The following is a 13,500-nucleotide window of genomic DNA, read 5'->3' on the forward strand; positions in this document are numbered from 1 at the left end:
GACGTGAATGCGAGGGGCGTCGATGAGCAGGAGAGGCGACGACCTCACGTTGCCGGCGGCAGCCGAGGCGGCGGCGCGGAAGCCGGGGCGCGCGGCGCCCGGGGCCCGGCGAGTGCCGGCTGCTTCCGGAACTGACCGGTCAGCAGCAGAACGACGATGACGATCGCGCAGGCGATCCAGCCGGAGACGCCGAGCGCGATCGCGAACCCGGGATCGAACGGTGCTCCCGCCGCGCGGAACAGCATCGGCAGTCCCGCCGCGGCGTTCAGCGCTCCGTGCGCGAACACGGCCGGCCACATCGATCCGGTGCGCAGACGCGTCCAGCCGAAGAGGACGCCCCAGGCCATGCACCCGCCCGTCATCAGCAGCACGCCGGTGATGTCGGTGCGGCCGAAGTTGTACCCGAGCAGGATGACGGGCGCGTGCCACAGCCCCCAGATCGCGCCGCTGACCAGCAGCGCGGTCCAGGTGCCGTATCGGCGCAGCGCCGGAACGAGGAATCCGCGCCACCCGAGCTCCTCGCCGAACGCGGCGAGGGCGTTGATCGTCGCGGCCGCGAACGGGATCGCCACCAGCTGGGCGGCGACGAGGATCCAGGCGGGCGGCAGCGCGGTGCCGGGAGGCACAGCCGCCTGCAGCGTCTCCGTGTAGCCGGACAGCCCTGCGAAGTCGGCCCGCAGCCAGCCGAACGCCAGCGCGATCAGCATCGCGAGCACGACGACCGCCACCGTGCCGAACAGGGCGATCACGCTCAACCACACCACCCGCTTCGCGGGCCGCAGCGGCCACATACCGAGGAAGCGCAGGCGCTGGCCGCGCGGCACCGGGCGCATCGCCAGCATGACGATCAGCACAGCGGCGGCCGGCGCGTACATCATCACCGGCAGCAGCGCTCCCGCGAAAGGCGTAGCCAGGCCGTCGCCCAGCCAGAGCGGCAGCGCGACCAGCCAGGCCAGAGCGCAGGCAAGCACCACGTAGGCGACGATCGCACCGAGGCCGATGCGCACCGGGACGCTGTCCGACTCGGTCCGCTCGACGGCGGGATTCTGATCGGTCATGCTCCTTCTCCTTCACGGTCGGTCAGGCTCTGCGATGCCGCACCCTCGGCGCGGGCGAGGTAGGCCTGGAGCACGGCGGCGCCCACCTCGGCGCCGTCGACGGTCACCACCAGCGGGCGTTTGTCGCGCCGTTCCACCTCGATGGCGGGTCCGGTGCGGAGCACGATGCCGGTGCGTCCGTCCAGCCCGAGGCGCCAGCCGAAACTGCCGAACTCCCCGAAGGGATGGCACTCGACGGCACGCGCAGCGACGATCTCGTCGAGAGGCACCTGCGTGCGCGGCCAGCCGATCTGGGAGCGGACGGACAGCCCGTCGGGGCCCGCCTTCACCCGGAACGATGCCGATGACGCGAACGCGAAGCCGATGATGAGCAGCGTCAGCAGCGGAATCCAGGCAGCCTCGGCGGCCTGGACGACCAGCACTGCCGTGACGCCGACGACGAGGAGCACGACCACCCCGATGACGGTCATCGCGACCCGCGACATCGTCGCCGTCGCCATCCAGACCACTCGCTCGCCGGCCGAGATCGACGCCATGTGAACCGGCTGCAGCGGCGCTGCCGGGATGGGATGCACGTGCGGCTGCACGAACCAGCCGACTGCGCCCAGCCCGAGCAGCACCACGAATCCGAGGATCACGATGCCGCCGATGCCGCCCACCTCCGACGCGTCCTTCAGGCCGCGCTGGATCGCCACCGACCCGCCGTTGATGACGGCGCTGAAACCGGAGAGACCCAGGGCCATCGCCCCGAGCAGACGCGCGGCGCCGCCCCACTGGTGCCGGGCCGCACCGAGCGTGCTCAGCACCATCAGCAGCGGCAGCCCCAGCCCGAGGCCGACGGCCAGCCAGACGTAGGTGGCCGGTGCTCCGAACCCGTCGACGCCGTTCACCCCCCAGTGCGTGGCGGCGGGGTCGGGCAGTTCAGGCAGCCAGGCGAGGATCAGGCCGGTCGCGATCGCCGTGATCACCACGGGCGCGACGAGGCCCACCAGCACGAGGGCCCGGCGCGCGCGACAGAGGTCGGCCGCGGGCACCGCGGTCACCTGGCGGTCAGCAGGATGTTCGGTCATGGCGTCGTCTCCTTGATGAGTGCGGCGATGGTCGCGGGGGTGAGGCCGAGGAGCGCGCCCCGGCGCACGAGGTCGGTGATGTCGTCGGCGAGCTCGGCGAGGGGTTCCGCGGTCGCGGCGACCACTGCCCCGCGCCCGCGGCGCAGGTCGACGAGCCCTTCGGCGCGCAGCTCCTGATAGGCGCGCAGCACGGTGTGCACGTTCACGTCGATCGCGTCGGCGACCTCGCGCGCGGCGGGGAGCCGGTCGCCGGGACGCAGCCGCCCGGCGAGCACCTCGCCGCGCACGGATGCCGCGATCTGCTCGAACAGCGGCCGGGAGCTCTCGGGATCGATCCGGATCAGCATGCCCACCTCCTCTGCGCACTTATTCTATTATAACTAGAACAATCTTTGTGCGGAGAGTCCAACCGATCCCGTTCCGCACGAGACAGACCGGCAGACTGACGCCATGCGCATCACTCCCCGTCGCCTCGCCGTGGGCATGTCCCTGTGGATCCCGAACCTGTTCAGCGGCATCCGCGTGCGCCGCTTCGCCGACGACTGGACGCACGCCACCGTCGAGCTGCACGTGAACCTGTTCACCCGCAACTATGTGAAGACCGCCTTCGGCGGCTCGATGTCGGCGATGACCGATCCGTACTTCTTCATGCTCGTGATGCACCAGCTCGGCCGCGACCACGTCGTCTGGGACACCCGCGGCGAGATCGAGTTCCTCAAGCCGGGGCGCGGCGTGCTCACCGCGGAGTTCTCGGTGACGCGCGAGAAGGCCGAGGAGCTGCGCGAGCGCGCCCGCGGCGGCGCCAAGGTGCTGGAGTGGTTCGAGACCGCCATCACCGACAGCGACGGCGATGTCGTCGCCCGGGTGCGGCGCGAGGTCTACGTGCGGGAGAAGAAGCGGGTCACCGCAGCGCGCGGCTGAGTTCGCTCACCGGAGCGGCGGCCCGGCGAGATGCATCCCCCGACCCACCTCGTATGCCTCGGCCAGCCACTGGGCGAACGTGTCGTCCATCTCGTCGAGCGACGTGACACGGAAGTAGTGCACGAACAGGCGGCTGACGTAGGGAGCCGACCGCCGGATGCGCGGGTCGGACTCGATCGTGCGCGGCAGGTCGAGGTAGCCGCGCAGGTGTCCGTCGCCCGGGATCACGCCGGCGAAGCCCCGCCGTTCACCCTTGATCGTGATCGCGGACTTGTTGACCGCGTAGACGAACGGCCCGCACTCTTCAGCCATCTCGATGAAGCGGTCGTAGAGAGCCACGACCTCCGCCGACTTCCCGGTCAGATACTGCTCGACAGTCCATTCCTGGTCCATCCGGCGATGCTAGCCGAGACCCCGGACATCGGGACGGGGTCACCGATTCCACTGACGAAGCTTGTCCGGGTTGCATACCATCCAGATCCTCGAGATCAGGGCGGACCGGCCCTCGGCGGTCAGCACGGCGACGACCGTCTGTTCCCGAGCCAGGACCAGCCCCGGAACTCCGTTGACCGAGGCGATGGTGAACGTGGTTTCCGGAGCGGCGAAGGCGAGCAGCTCGGACGCGGTGTCGAACCGTCCCTCCAGGGGCATGGCCGGGGCGGGGTGCGGCCGCCGCCGTCGACGATCATGACGACATCGGGGTGAAGAAGGTCTCGAGCCGCGCCCTCGTCGTGAGAGAGCAGAGCGCCGGCAAGTCGTTCCAGCGCCTCGCGGTCAGCAGCATCGTGGCGTCGCCGGCGCAGCCACGCGGGGTGATGGCCTCGGCTCATGCGCCGACCGCGTTGAGCCGGCTGAGCTTCTCGGGACTCATGACCCAGAGCAGCTGGAGAATCCCTTCGCTCGACGTCGTCGCCGTCACCAGCGTCGTGATCCGCCCCTCCTCCTCGAGCGTCGCCGCCGACTGCCCGTTCACGTGCACCCACTCGATCTTCTTGCCCGTCCAGAAGTGACTCGCGAACGCGGCGACGAACTTCGCCACCCGGCTGCGCCCGATCACCGGAATACGCGCCGCGAGTCTCGCACCGTTCCCGTCGCTGTAGCTCACGACGTCGGCGGCGAACAGCGCTTCGAGTTCTTGGGCGTCGCCCTTCTGCGCCGCCGTCAGGAAGGCCTCCAGCAGATGACGCTGCGCAGCGGTGTCCACCGGGGTGTTCCGGGGCGAGGACAGGTGCGCTCGTGCGCGGCTGACCAGTTGTCTGGCGTTCACGACGCTGCTGGAGATCACCTCGGCGATCCGTGGATAGGGGTAGTCGAAGGCCTCCCTCAGGATGTACGCGGCGCGCTCTGTCGGCGTGAGCCTCTCCAAGGTCAGAAGGATCGCGAACTGCAGCGCCTCGGCGCGCTCTGCTCCGAGGGCGGGATCGTCCTCGGTGTTGACCGGCTCCGGAAGCCACGGTCCGATGTAGGTCTCCCTGCGTGCGTGGGAGGATCGCAGCACGTTGATCGCCAGGCGCGTCGTGATGGTCGTGAGGAAGGCCACGGGCTCCTGGATGCTCGTCCGATCGGTGTTCTGCCACCGGATCCATGTCTCCTGCAGGATGTCCTCCGCATCGGCGACAGTGCTCAGCATCCGATACGCGATACCGAAGAGATGCCGGCGGTGCGCGTCGAAGACCGCGAGCGCGTCGTCGAGATCGGCGCCGTCGTCGGTCGCAGAGGTGCGAGCGCGCTTCCCGTCGTCCATTCCCATGACCTATCGCGCTCCGACGAGGGCGCGGCGGCCCTGGTCGTGCACCCAGGACTCGAGTGTCGTGGCCGCGACTCGCATCGGCTCCCTCGGCAGCAGGAGGTCACCGGAGATGTTGAACCCGACGGGCGCCGTCGCGTCGTCGTCGACGACGTAGCGCGGGTCGTGATCGCGCCGCAGAACGCGACGCACGAATTCGGGAAGCGCCATCCTCTCCGGACCGGCGAAGTCGAAGGCGTCGTTGAGAGGATGCCCCAGCGCGAGTTCCGCGAGAGCGCCGGCGACGTCGGATGCCGCGATGGGCTGCACGTGTTTCGACGGGAGGTGCACCGTGTCCTCCTTCGTGTTCCATTCGGCGATCCTGCGTGCGAAGTCGTAGAACTGGGTTGCTCGCACGATGGAGAATCCGGTCGACCCTGCCTTCACCAGGTCTTCCTGTGCGCCCTTCGCGGCGAAGTATCCGTCATCGGTCACGCGATCCGCCCCGACGATCGACAGCACGATGTGATGCCTCACGCCCGCCCGCGCTTCGGCATCCAGGAGGTGGCTGGTCGAGTCCTCGAAGAAGCGACGCGCCGCGGCGCCCGAGAGGTCAGGAGTGTTGGTCGCGTCCACCACGGCATCGGCGTACTCGAGCGCGGCGTCGAGCCCCTTCCCCGTCGTCGCGTCGACTCCCGTACTCGGCGATGCCACGACCACCGCCTGAGCTCGTCGCTGCAACTCCTCGACGACCATTCGCCCCACCTGGCCGGTTCCACCCGCCACAACGATCCGCATCTCGCCCGCTCCGTCTCTGGACCTGCGCCCGTTGCGCGGTCCGTCCTCTGCAACGACTGACCGCGCAGCCCGTCGAACTGTGACAACACGTCAAGATCCCTGCACCGACAGACCCATCATCCGCCCATTCCTGCGAGCGTGGTGTCCCGCACCGCAGCATCACGCGGGACACCACGCACGGGTCGGTCATGCCACGGTCGGCTGCGGATTCGCGACGTACGCCCTGCCCGCCGAGGCGATGACCTCGGCGACGATGTCGGGATGGGACACGGGCGTCGCGTGGGATGCGCCGGCGATCTCCCGCGTGCCCCGCGATGCGGCGCGCTCGGCACCGGCACGCAGCACCGCGACCGGGATGTTCAGGTCCTGATCGCCGAACACGTGCCATGACGGGATGCTCTTCCATGCGGGGTTCGGTGCGGACACACTGTCCGAGAGCGCAGCCTCGGTGACCGGCCGCTGAGTGGCGGCCATGAGCGCTGCGACCTCTGCCGGGACGTCGGCGGCGAACTGGTGGTGGAACACCTCCTGCCGGATTGCGAACTCGTTGCCCCCGTTGCCACGGGGTATGCGGCGAGCGCCTCGCCGAGAGTGCTGCCGGGCTCGCTGGTGGACAGTTCGAAGGCGCTCTGGCCCGTCTCCGGGACGAAGGCGGATACGTAGACCAGTCCGATGACGGCGGTGCTGTCCGCCGCGGCCTCGGTGATGACGAGACCGCCGTAGGAGTGACCGACGAGGACGACGGGGCCGTCGATCGAGGCGATCACGTCGCGGACGTATGCGGCGTCTCCGGCGAGACTGCGCAGCGGATTCGCGACGGCGACTGCGGTGACTCCGTGGCTCTGCAGCCGTTCGATGACGCCGTTCCAGGAAGCGGACTCCGCGAACGCGCCGTGGACGAGGACGATGGTCGGTCTCTGATCGGTCATGATCTTCTCTCTTGTCGGGTGTGACTCGGATCGGGCCCCGACCGCACGCGGTCGCGTGCGGTCATGCAGAGGCCCTTGCAGACAAGACCGGGCAGCCCGGGCGACTGTGACGATGCGCTGCCACCGGGACTCTCGGAGCCGGCCTGTCACAGATGAAGCGAGTCGCGTGTCACCCAGGTGCGCGAGGAATTCCCCGCGCATCCATCTGGCGATGAAGGAGCGACATGAGAATCACGGTCATCGGAGGAACGGGACTGATCGGCACGAAGCTCGTCAGAGCGCTGCGAGAGGCGGGGCACGACGTCCTCGCCGCCGCGCGGGCGACCGGCGTCAACTCCTACACGGGCGAGGGACTGAGCGATGCGCTGGAAGGCGCAGAGGTCCTGATCGACGTCTCCAATTCGTCGTACACCGACGAGGCTGCAGCGCAGGAGTTCTTCTACGTCTCCACCATCAACCTGCTCAGTTACGGCGAGGCGGCGGGCGTGAAGCACCACGTCGCGCTCTCGGTGGTCGGCACCGACCGCCTGGCTCGCGCGGAGGGCGGATACTTCGTCGCCAAGCAGGAGCAGGAGCGGCTCATCATGGCGTCGGGACGGCCGTACTCCCTCGTCCACGCCACCCAGTTCTTCGAGTTCATCCGCAACATCACCGACCATGCCGTCCGCACCGGCGCGGTGCGCGTCGCCGACGTCCTCGTGCAGCCCATGGCCGCCGACGATGTGGCCGACGCCGTCGCTCGGGTCTCCCTCGGTCAGGCGCGCTACGCCACCGTCGAGTACGGCGGGCCGGAGATCTTCAGCCTCACCGAGCTGGCGAAGATCGATCTCCGATCGCGCAAGGACGACCGTGAGGTCGCCCCCGACCCTCTGGGCACGTATTTCGGCGCGCGCCTGGCGAGCCGCGACCTGCTTCCGGAGGCGACCGCGACGATCGCTCCGACCAGATATCACGACTGGCGCCTCCGGAGGCCTCTGGTCGACGCCGTCGAGTGAACCCCTCTTCCTGCCGCCCTGTCACACCTGTCGGCCTCGCCCGGTCATGACTGGTGTACGCCGCCTCGGCGTCACGGAACGAAGAACGAAAGGGCATGTCATGGCAAAGATCGTCGTCATCGGAGGCACCGGCCTCATCGGGTCCAAGGTCGTCGCGAAGCTGACCGAACACGGCCACGAGGCCGTCGCGGCCTCACCGAACACCGGCGTCAACGCCGTCACGGGTGAGGGTCTCACGGAGGTGGTCGAAGGCGCCTCGACGGTCGTCGACGTCTCCAACTCCCCTTCTTTCGCACCGGATGACGTGCTCGAGTTCTTCACGACCTCGACCCGGAATCTGATCGATGCCGAGCGCATCGCCGGAGTCACCCACCACGTCGCCCTCACGATCGTCGGCACCGATCGTCCGCAGAGCATCCCCTATTTCGCGGCGAAGGTCGCTCAGGAAGAGCTCATCCGCGAGTCCGGCATCCCCTACTCGCTGGTCCACGCGACGCAGTTCTTCGAGTTCGTCGGCAGCATCGCCGACATCTCGACGAAGGACGACAGGGTCTTGCTTCCTGGAGCGCTCATCCAGCCGATCGCGGCCGAAGACGTCGCAACCGCCGTTGCGCGTGCGGCTGCCGGCGCTCCTACCGGCGACGTCGAGATCGCCGGTCCCGAGGCCTTCGGAATGGACGAGTTCGCACGTCGCGCACTGTCCTTCCGCGGCGATTCGAGGACCGTTGTGCGCGACGACAGCGCGGCGTACTACGGCGCGCAGATCGAGGAGCGCACGCTCATCCCTCTCGACGGTGCTCAGATCTTCGGAACAACTCTGGCGGAGTGGCTTCCGCTGAACCCGCCACGCCGGTGAAAGGTGGCCTCGGCCCGGCCGGCGACTCCGGTTCCGGTGCCCGTCCCGCGCGACGTCAGACGCCGTCCGCGGGCCGGGACGCCGTCCGGTAGGAGGACGGCGAGAACCCGAGCACGGTGCGGAAGTCGGTGCTGAGGTGCGCGTGATCGGCGTAGCCGAACTCCGCCGGCGACTGCGGCCAGATCCGCGGAGGGATCGGTGCGCATCCGTTCGGCGGCCTCCTGCAGGCGCCGGCGGCGGATCATCGCCGCCGGCGGCAGACCCACGTGACGGTGCACGACTCGCTGCAGGGTGCGCACCGAGACGGACAGGCGCGCGGCCGCCTCCTCCGGCGAGCGCACGTCGGTCGCCATGAGCAGATCCGCCGCGGCGTTCGCCAGCCGTGCGGCATCCGTCGGCTTCCCGGCCCTTGCGAGCATCCACTGCGAGAAGACGGCGACCGCGCGCTCCCGGCGCCCGTCGCCGCCCGCCATGGCTGCGACGACGCCGTCGAGGAGCGCGGTATCGCTCAGTGCGATCTCCTGATCGAGGAGGGATGCCGGGTCTCCGGTCAGCGCGACGACCGCGGCCGGCCGCAGCAGGGCGCCGACCGCCCAGCCCCGGCCGGCGAGGTCGCGATGGGTCGCTCGCGTCGTCGCGCCGACCAGCGAGACACCACTCGGCTCGACGACCAGGTTCAGAGCCGGGTACGCGACGACCTCCTGGCGAGACGAACGACCGGGCTGGATGTCCCACTCCGGGATCCAGAACCACACGACGAGGTCCGCGACCTCCGCGGGCGCGGGAAGACGGTGGAACTCGGGGAGCCGGGCCGGATAGAGCACGCCGCGGGTGGGATCGACCATCCGCTCAGCCTAGGGCGAGGATGTCGCGGATCTTCAAGCGCGCCGGGCCCGAGCATCCGTAGCGTGATCCGCATGAATACCGACATCAGAACCGGTGCGACCGGAGAGCACACCACCAACGGCCGCCCGAACACGGCGACGTCCCTCACCCCGTTCCTCGCGATCCCGGACGCGCGAGCCGCGATGGAGTTCTACCGCGACGTGTTCGGCGCCCGCATCACCGACGTGACCGAGTTCGACGGTGTCGTCGCGCACGCCGGGCTCGACTTCGGAACCGGACTGCTGCAGCTCGGCGAGCCCAGCCCGGACTACAACCTGGTCGCCCCGCCCGGCGGTGAGGACGACTGCTACTCGATGGGCCTGTACGTGCCCGATGTCGACGCGGTGGTCGAGCGGGCCGTCGCCGCCGGTTCGACGGTGCGCGAACCGGCATCCGACTTCGTGTCGGGCGACCGCTTCGCCAGCATCCGCGACCCGTTCGGGGTGCGCTGGTCGATCATGACCCGCGTCGAGGACATCAGCGAGGAGGAGAGCGCACGCCGCGTCGCCGAGTGGGCCGCGTCGTACAGCGCCGGGTGATCGCAAGACTGCACGCCCGCGCCGAAACGTGGCGGTCAGACCCCGGTCTCGGCGCGGGCGTGCCGTTTCGGGACTCAGGCGAGGGGCTTGACCTCGAGAGCGCCGGGCTCGTCGCCGGCGCGCACCGTCGCGAACCCGGTGTAGCCGTCGGCGGATGCCCGCTCCAGCAGCGCCTTGAGGTTCTTCGTGCGGCGCTCCAGACGCACGCGCCCGCCGCCCTTCGACAGGCTCAGGGACCCAAGCAGAGACGCCTTGTGTGCGAGCAGTTCAGGCAGCGGAACGTCGGCGTCGTGCACGAGGACGACCGACTCCGTGGCATCCGCTTCGAGTGAGGCGACGAGATCGACGATGCGCTCGAAGCCGATCGAGAAGCCGACCGCGGGAACCTGCTGACCGAGGAACCGGCCGATCATGCCGTCGTAGCGGCCGCCGCCGCCGAGCGAGTAGTCCACCGACGGGTGGGCGAGCTCGAAGATGGTGCCGGTGTAGTAGCCCATGCCCCGCACGAGGAACGGGTCGAACACCAGCGGGATCTCCCCGCCTCCGGGCGGGATGCCGCGACCGCGTCCCCGAGCGAGACGAGGTCGCCGACGAGCTCGTCGGGCGCCCCCTCGGGCAGCGCCTTGCGGATCTGCCGTTCCCCGTAGGGGTTGTACTCGAGGGTCTGCGGCCGCATCAGGAAGGCGCGGAACGCCTCGACCGCCGCGGCTGAGGCGCCGCGCTCGGAGAGCTCCTTGACGACCCCGTCCGGCCCGATCTTGTCGAGCTTGTCGATCGTGATCAGCACCCCGGGGCGCTCGTCGGCCGCGAAGCCGAACGAGTCGAGCATCCAGTCCAGGGCCCGGCGGTCGTTCACGCGCACCGTGCCCCCTCGAGGCCGAGGGCGTCGATCGTGTCGAGAGAGGCGACGATCAGCTCGGCCTCTGCGCGCGCGGAGTCGTCGCCCATGATGTCGATGTCGCACTGCACGAACTGGCGGTAGCGGCCCTTCTGCGGGCGTTCGGCGCGCCACACCGGGCCGATCTGGATCGAGCGGAACACAGTCGGCAGCTGCCCGCGGTTGGTCGCGTAGAAGCGGGCCAGCGGCACGGTGAGGTCGTAGCGCAGGCCCAGGTCGCTGAGTGCGGCCGGATCGTCGGCGCCCTGGCGGATCGCGTCGGCGTCGAGGCCCCGTCGCAGGATGTTGTACGAGAGCTTCTCGTTGTCGCCACCGATGCCGGCATGCAGCCGGTCGTACTCCTCGACCACCGGCGTCTCGATCTCGTCGAAGCCGTGTGCACGGTAACGCTCGCGGATGACGGCGAGCACGCGCTCGCGACGGGCCTTGTCAGCGGGGAGGAAGTCGCGCATTCCGCGCGGCGGGTTCACGGTTGCCACGGGTCCATCCTTCCAGGTCTCGCGAGTATGACAATCGGTATACTCAGGGTATGACCATGACGACGATCAAGGTCTCGTCCGAACTGCGGGACCGGCTGAAGGAACAGGCACGGGCAGAGAACCGTACGATGGGCGAGCAGCTGGCGTTCCTCGTCGACGCACATCGCCGAGAGCGCGACTTCGAGGCCATGCGAGAAGCCATGTCCCGGATGACGCCGGAGGACTGGGCCGATTACCACGAGGAGACCGCGTGGTGGGACGCCGCGCAGGGCCCCATTCAGGACTGACCGCCGAGGATGACGAACCTGACACCCGGTGACATCGTGTGGATGTCTCCCGACGGCGCGGTCGGTCGCGAGCAGCGCGGCCGACGCCCCGCCGTCGTCGTCGTCGCCAGCGAGTTCCTGACACTCGTCGACTCCCTGGCCCTTGTCGTCCCGGTCACGTCACGCGACCGCGGCTGGCCGAATCACATCCCGTTGCGCGGCCTGCCCGGACCTTCCTGGGCGATGACGGAACAGCTCCGCGTCATCTCCCGCGAACGCCTTCACGACATAGTCGGAGTAGCCGGCGACGACGAGATGCAGCGCATCCGGTACTGGCTCAAGCGCTTTCTCGACCTGTGAGTCCCCGCTGACGTAGTGGGTTCATGGCGGCGACGAGTTCCTGAGGTTCCTCGCGCCGCGTGCTCGAGGTCGGTGAAGCGCTGTCGGAGCCCGAGCTGAACGCCCGCCTCGGCGCGCGCACTGACGACGTGCCGCTGCTGCGAAGGCCGCTCGTCGATCACGGCATCCTCGATCGCGGTGCCGCGGGAACGAGCTATCGGCTCTCGGCGTAGACCCGTTCCCTCGTAACGAACAGGTCATCGGACCCGCGGTGCGTGAACGTCTGCTGCGCGTCGACGGCGCGCGGATGGACTACTTGCGCGAGCAGTTCGGCACCTGCATCGAAGAGCCCGACGAGGTCGAGGCGCGCAGCATCCTCGCATTCATCTTCGCGATCGGTCGGCATTTCCTGGCCGTGCGGCCGAAGGACTCCCCCGCCGCGTTCGCCCGGGCCGGGGAGCGCATCCTGAGATAGTGGACGGATGCCCGCACTCGAAATCGCCGTCCGTCCGATCCTCGCGGCTCTCGCCAATACCGAGACGCGGGCGGCCTTCGCCCGCGTCGTGCTCGGTCAGTTGCCCGCCGAGCCGGCGCCCCGTGAGAAGCGCGCACTCTCACAGTTGGAGTCGGCCGGCCTGATCGCCGCAGGCGGTGACGGGTGGACAGCAGACGAGGAACACTTGCGCGCGCTGCTGCTGCAGGGCGCGGTGCCACAGCCGAAGGCCGGACCGGAGAGATTCCTCGACCAGGATGGCCGCATCGAGCGGATGCCCCCGCACGGGGAGGGCGAGGAGTTCCTGCGCCTTCTCGCCCCTCGCGTCGTCGACGACGCGGAGGCACTCTCCGAACCCGACCTGAATGCTCGCCTGGCCGCGCTCACCGACGACGTCCCACTGCTGCGCCGAATGCTCGTGGACTGCGGCATCCTCGTCCGCGATCCCGCCGGGACGGCGTACCGCCGGGCGGTGGGCGCCTCGTGAGGGATGGGTTTCGCGGGTCCGGCGCCTTCCGAACCGCGAAAAGCATCTTTGAGCCCGCGAGAATGACGAGAATCGACGGATGCCGCTGATCCTGCCGTCCCGCGACCGCTTCGCCGACTGGGTGGACCTCATCGAGGAGTACGGTGGCCCGGCCTCGACCGAACTCGCCGGCTCCGGCTTCCACGGCAACCGCGAGCCGCGCACGCCGGTGCTCACCGAGACGGGCTACGCCGAATGGCTGACCATGCTCGAGGAGGAGGCCGACGAGACTGTGCCGCTCCTGACCGGGCGGGTGCACAGCTCGTGGTTCTGGATCGTCGACGACGCCGGCGCCTGGGTCGGGTTCCTCTCCCTGCGGCGCAGCCTGAACGACTTCCTGCGCGAGTACGGCGGGCACATCGGGTACTCGATCCGCCCGTCCCGCCGCCGCGAGGGGCATGCCGCCCGCGCGCTGCACCATGCGCTCGACGAGGCGGCCGCGCTCGGACTCGACCGCGTGCTGATCACCTGCGACGAGGACAACGTCGGCTCCGCCCGCACGATCGAGCGCAACGGCGGCGCGTACGAGGACACCCGCGGTGGCAAGCGCCGGTACTGGGCTCTCACGCCCCCTGCATCCGACTGACCCTTCAGGTCCGCGTCCTCACGCATTGATGCTCCCAACGCATCAATGCGTGAGCATGCTGTGCCTGCTGCTCCGGGATGCAAGGAGGAAAACGCAACCGTGTGCGCCGCAGTAACTGCACTTTCATCCTTGCGAC

20 protein-coding genes and 1 pseudogene are annotated in these 13,500 nt (G+C 69.4%); 10 read left to right on the plus strand and 11 right to left on the minus strand.

The features are described from left to right. Positions 1-44 precede the first annotated feature (44 nt). Genes L2X99_RS09195 through L2X99_RS09205 form a run of 3 tightly spaced genes read right to left on the minus strand, consistent with a single transcriptional unit; the run spans position 45 to position 2,475 of the window. Positions 45-1,058 carry a CPBP family intramembrane glutamic endopeptidase gene (locus L2X99_RS09195; RefSeq protein WP_236134994.1) on the minus strand — a complete coding sequence of 338 codons (1,014 nt, stop codon included), beginning with the start codon at positions 1,056-1,058 and terminating at the stop codon, positions 45-47. After that, positions 1,055-2,128 (minus strand): DUF1648 domain-containing protein, encoded by a 1,074-nt coding sequence (locus L2X99_RS09200; RefSeq protein ID WP_236123881.1) that lies wholly within the window; start codon positions 2,126-2,128, stop codon positions 1,055-1,057. The genes L2X99_RS09195 and L2X99_RS09200 overlap by 4 nt, the downstream gene beginning before the upstream one ends. Continuing rightward, positions 2,125-2,475 carry a GntR family transcriptional regulator gene (locus tag L2X99_RS09205; protein ID WP_236134995.1) on the minus strand — a complete coding sequence of 117 codons (351 nt, stop codon included), beginning with the start codon at positions 2,473-2,475 and terminating at the stop codon, positions 2,125-2,127. Before L2X99_RS09205 ends, L2X99_RS09200 begins: the two co-directional genes overlap by 4 nt. 103 nt (positions 2,476-2,578) lie before the next feature. On the opposite strand from L2X99_RS09205, the gene L2X99_RS09210 reads away from it, so the two are divergent. Beyond that, on the plus strand, positions 2,579-3,049 hold the full coding sequence (locus L2X99_RS09210; RefSeq protein WP_236123877.1) for a DUF4442 domain-containing protein: 471 nt from the start codon (positions 2,579-2,581) through the stop codon (positions 3,047-3,049). A 6-nt stretch (positions 3,050-3,055) separates the two neighbouring features. Here L2X99_RS09210 and L2X99_RS09215 read toward each other — a convergent pair whose 3' ends face one another. From L2X99_RS09215 to L2X99_RS09240, 6 genes are all read right to left on the minus strand, one after another. Beyond that, the gene (locus L2X99_RS09215) at positions 3,056-3,442 is read right to left on the minus strand and encodes a DUF5655 domain-containing protein (RefSeq protein WP_236123876.1); all 387 of its coding nucleotides are present in this window, start codon (positions 3,440-3,442) and stop codon (positions 3,056-3,058) included. Positions 3,443-3,481: 39 nt separating this feature from the next. Next, positions 3,482-3,700, minus strand: a complete 219-nt coding sequence (locus tag L2X99_RS09220) for a hypothetical protein (protein WP_236134996.1) — start codon at positions 3,698-3,700, stop codon at positions 3,482-3,484. A gap of 175 nt (positions 3,701-3,875) precedes the next feature. Further along, positions 3,876-4,793, minus strand: a complete 918-nt coding sequence (locus L2X99_RS09225; protein WP_236123873.1) for an RNA polymerase sigma-70 factor — start codon at positions 4,791-4,793, stop codon at positions 3,876-3,878. A 9-nt stretch (positions 4,794-4,802) separates the two neighbouring features. Then, positions 4,803-5,573, minus strand: a complete 771-nt coding sequence (locus tag L2X99_RS09230; protein WP_236123872.1) for an SDR family oxidoreductase — start codon at positions 5,571-5,573, stop codon at positions 4,803-4,805. 186 nt (positions 5,574-5,759) lie between these two features. Next, the gene (locus tag L2X99_RS09235; protein ID WP_236123871.1) at positions 5,760-5,954 is read right to left on the minus strand and encodes a hypothetical protein; all 195 of its coding nucleotides are present in this window, start codon (positions 5,952-5,954) and stop codon (positions 5,760-5,762) included. Beyond that, a complete protein-coding gene (locus L2X99_RS09240) occupies positions 5,933-6,502 on the minus strand; it encodes an alpha/beta fold hydrolase (RefSeq protein WP_236123870.1) in 570 nt (189 codons plus the stop codon). The genes L2X99_RS09235 and L2X99_RS09240 overlap by 22 nt, the downstream gene beginning before the upstream one ends. Before the next feature lie 224 nt (positions 6,503-6,726). Between L2X99_RS09240 and L2X99_RS09245 the strand changes: the two genes are divergently transcribed. Next, positions 6,727-7,497, plus strand: a complete 771-nt coding sequence (locus L2X99_RS09245; protein ID WP_236123869.1) for an SDR family oxidoreductase — start codon at positions 6,727-6,729, stop codon at positions 7,495-7,497. 100 nt (positions 7,498-7,597) lie between these two features. Next, the gene (locus L2X99_RS09250; RefSeq protein ID WP_236123868.1) at positions 7,598-8,353 is read left to right on the plus strand and encodes an SDR family oxidoreductase; all 756 of its coding nucleotides are present in this window, start codon (positions 7,598-7,600) and stop codon (positions 8,351-8,353) included. Here L2X99_RS09250 and L2X99_RS09255 read toward each other — a convergent pair. Beyond that, on the minus strand, positions 8,296-9,198 hold the full coding sequence (locus L2X99_RS09255; protein ID WP_329607973.1) for a helix-turn-helix domain-containing protein: 903 nt from the start codon (positions 9,196-9,198) through the stop codon (positions 8,296-8,298). The two genes, L2X99_RS09250 and L2X99_RS09255, sit on opposite strands and share 58 nt — an antisense overlap. Positions 9,199-9,270: 72 nt before the next feature. Between L2X99_RS09255 and L2X99_RS09260 the strand changes: the two genes are divergently transcribed. Next, the gene (locus L2X99_RS09260; protein ID WP_236123866.1) at positions 9,271-9,777 is read left to right on the plus strand and encodes a VOC family protein; all 507 of its coding nucleotides are present in this window, start codon (positions 9,271-9,273) and stop codon (positions 9,775-9,777) included. Between the two features lie 74 nt (positions 9,778-9,851). Here the strand turns inward: L2X99_RS09260 and L2X99_RS09265 are convergent. Continuing rightward, positions 9,852-11,127: pseudogene (locus L2X99_RS09265) on the minus strand (histidine--tRNA ligase). Between the two features lie 77 nt (positions 11,128-11,204). Here L2X99_RS09265 and L2X99_RS09270 point away from each other — a divergent pair. The 6 genes from L2X99_RS09270 to L2X99_RS09295 all read left to right on the plus strand — a co-directional run bounded on the left by L2X99_RS09270 (position 11,205) and on the right by L2X99_RS09295 (position 13,364). Then, positions 11,205-11,441, plus strand: a complete 237-nt coding sequence (locus L2X99_RS09270; protein ID WP_236123865.1) for a hypothetical protein — start codon at positions 11,205-11,207, stop codon at positions 11,439-11,441. Between the two features lie 9 nt (positions 11,442-11,450). Beyond that, entirely contained in the window at positions 11,451-11,780 is a 330-nt protein-coding gene (locus L2X99_RS09275; protein ID WP_236123864.1) for a type II toxin-antitoxin system PemK/MazF family toxin, read from the plus strand. Between the two features lie 59 nt (positions 11,781-11,839). Beyond that, a complete protein-coding gene (locus L2X99_RS09280) occupies positions 11,840-11,992 on the plus strand; it encodes a DUF2087 domain-containing protein (RefSeq protein WP_236134997.1) in 153 nt (50 codons plus the stop codon). Positions 11,993-12,030: 38 nt separating this feature from the next. Then, complete coding sequence (locus L2X99_RS09285; RefSeq protein ID WP_236134998.1) at positions 12,031-12,234, plus strand: hypothetical protein; 204 nt, start codon at positions 12,031-12,033, stop codon at positions 12,232-12,234. A 7-nt stretch (positions 12,235-12,241) separates the two neighbouring features. Then, on the plus strand, positions 12,242-12,739 hold the full coding sequence (locus L2X99_RS09290; protein ID WP_236123862.1) for a DUF2087 domain-containing protein: 498 nt from the start codon (positions 12,242-12,244) through the stop codon (positions 12,737-12,739). 79 nt (positions 12,740-12,818) lie between these two features. Then, a complete protein-coding gene (locus tag L2X99_RS09295) occupies positions 12,819-13,364 on the plus strand; it encodes a GNAT family N-acetyltransferase (protein ID WP_236123861.1) in 546 nt (181 codons plus the stop codon). Positions 13,365-13,500 lie beyond the last annotated feature (136 nt).

Origin of the sequence: Microbacterium sp. KUDC0406, from assembly GCF_021582875.1 — a bacterium.
Lineage (GTDB): Bacteria > Actinomycetota > Actinomycetes > Actinomycetales > Microbacteriaceae > Microbacterium.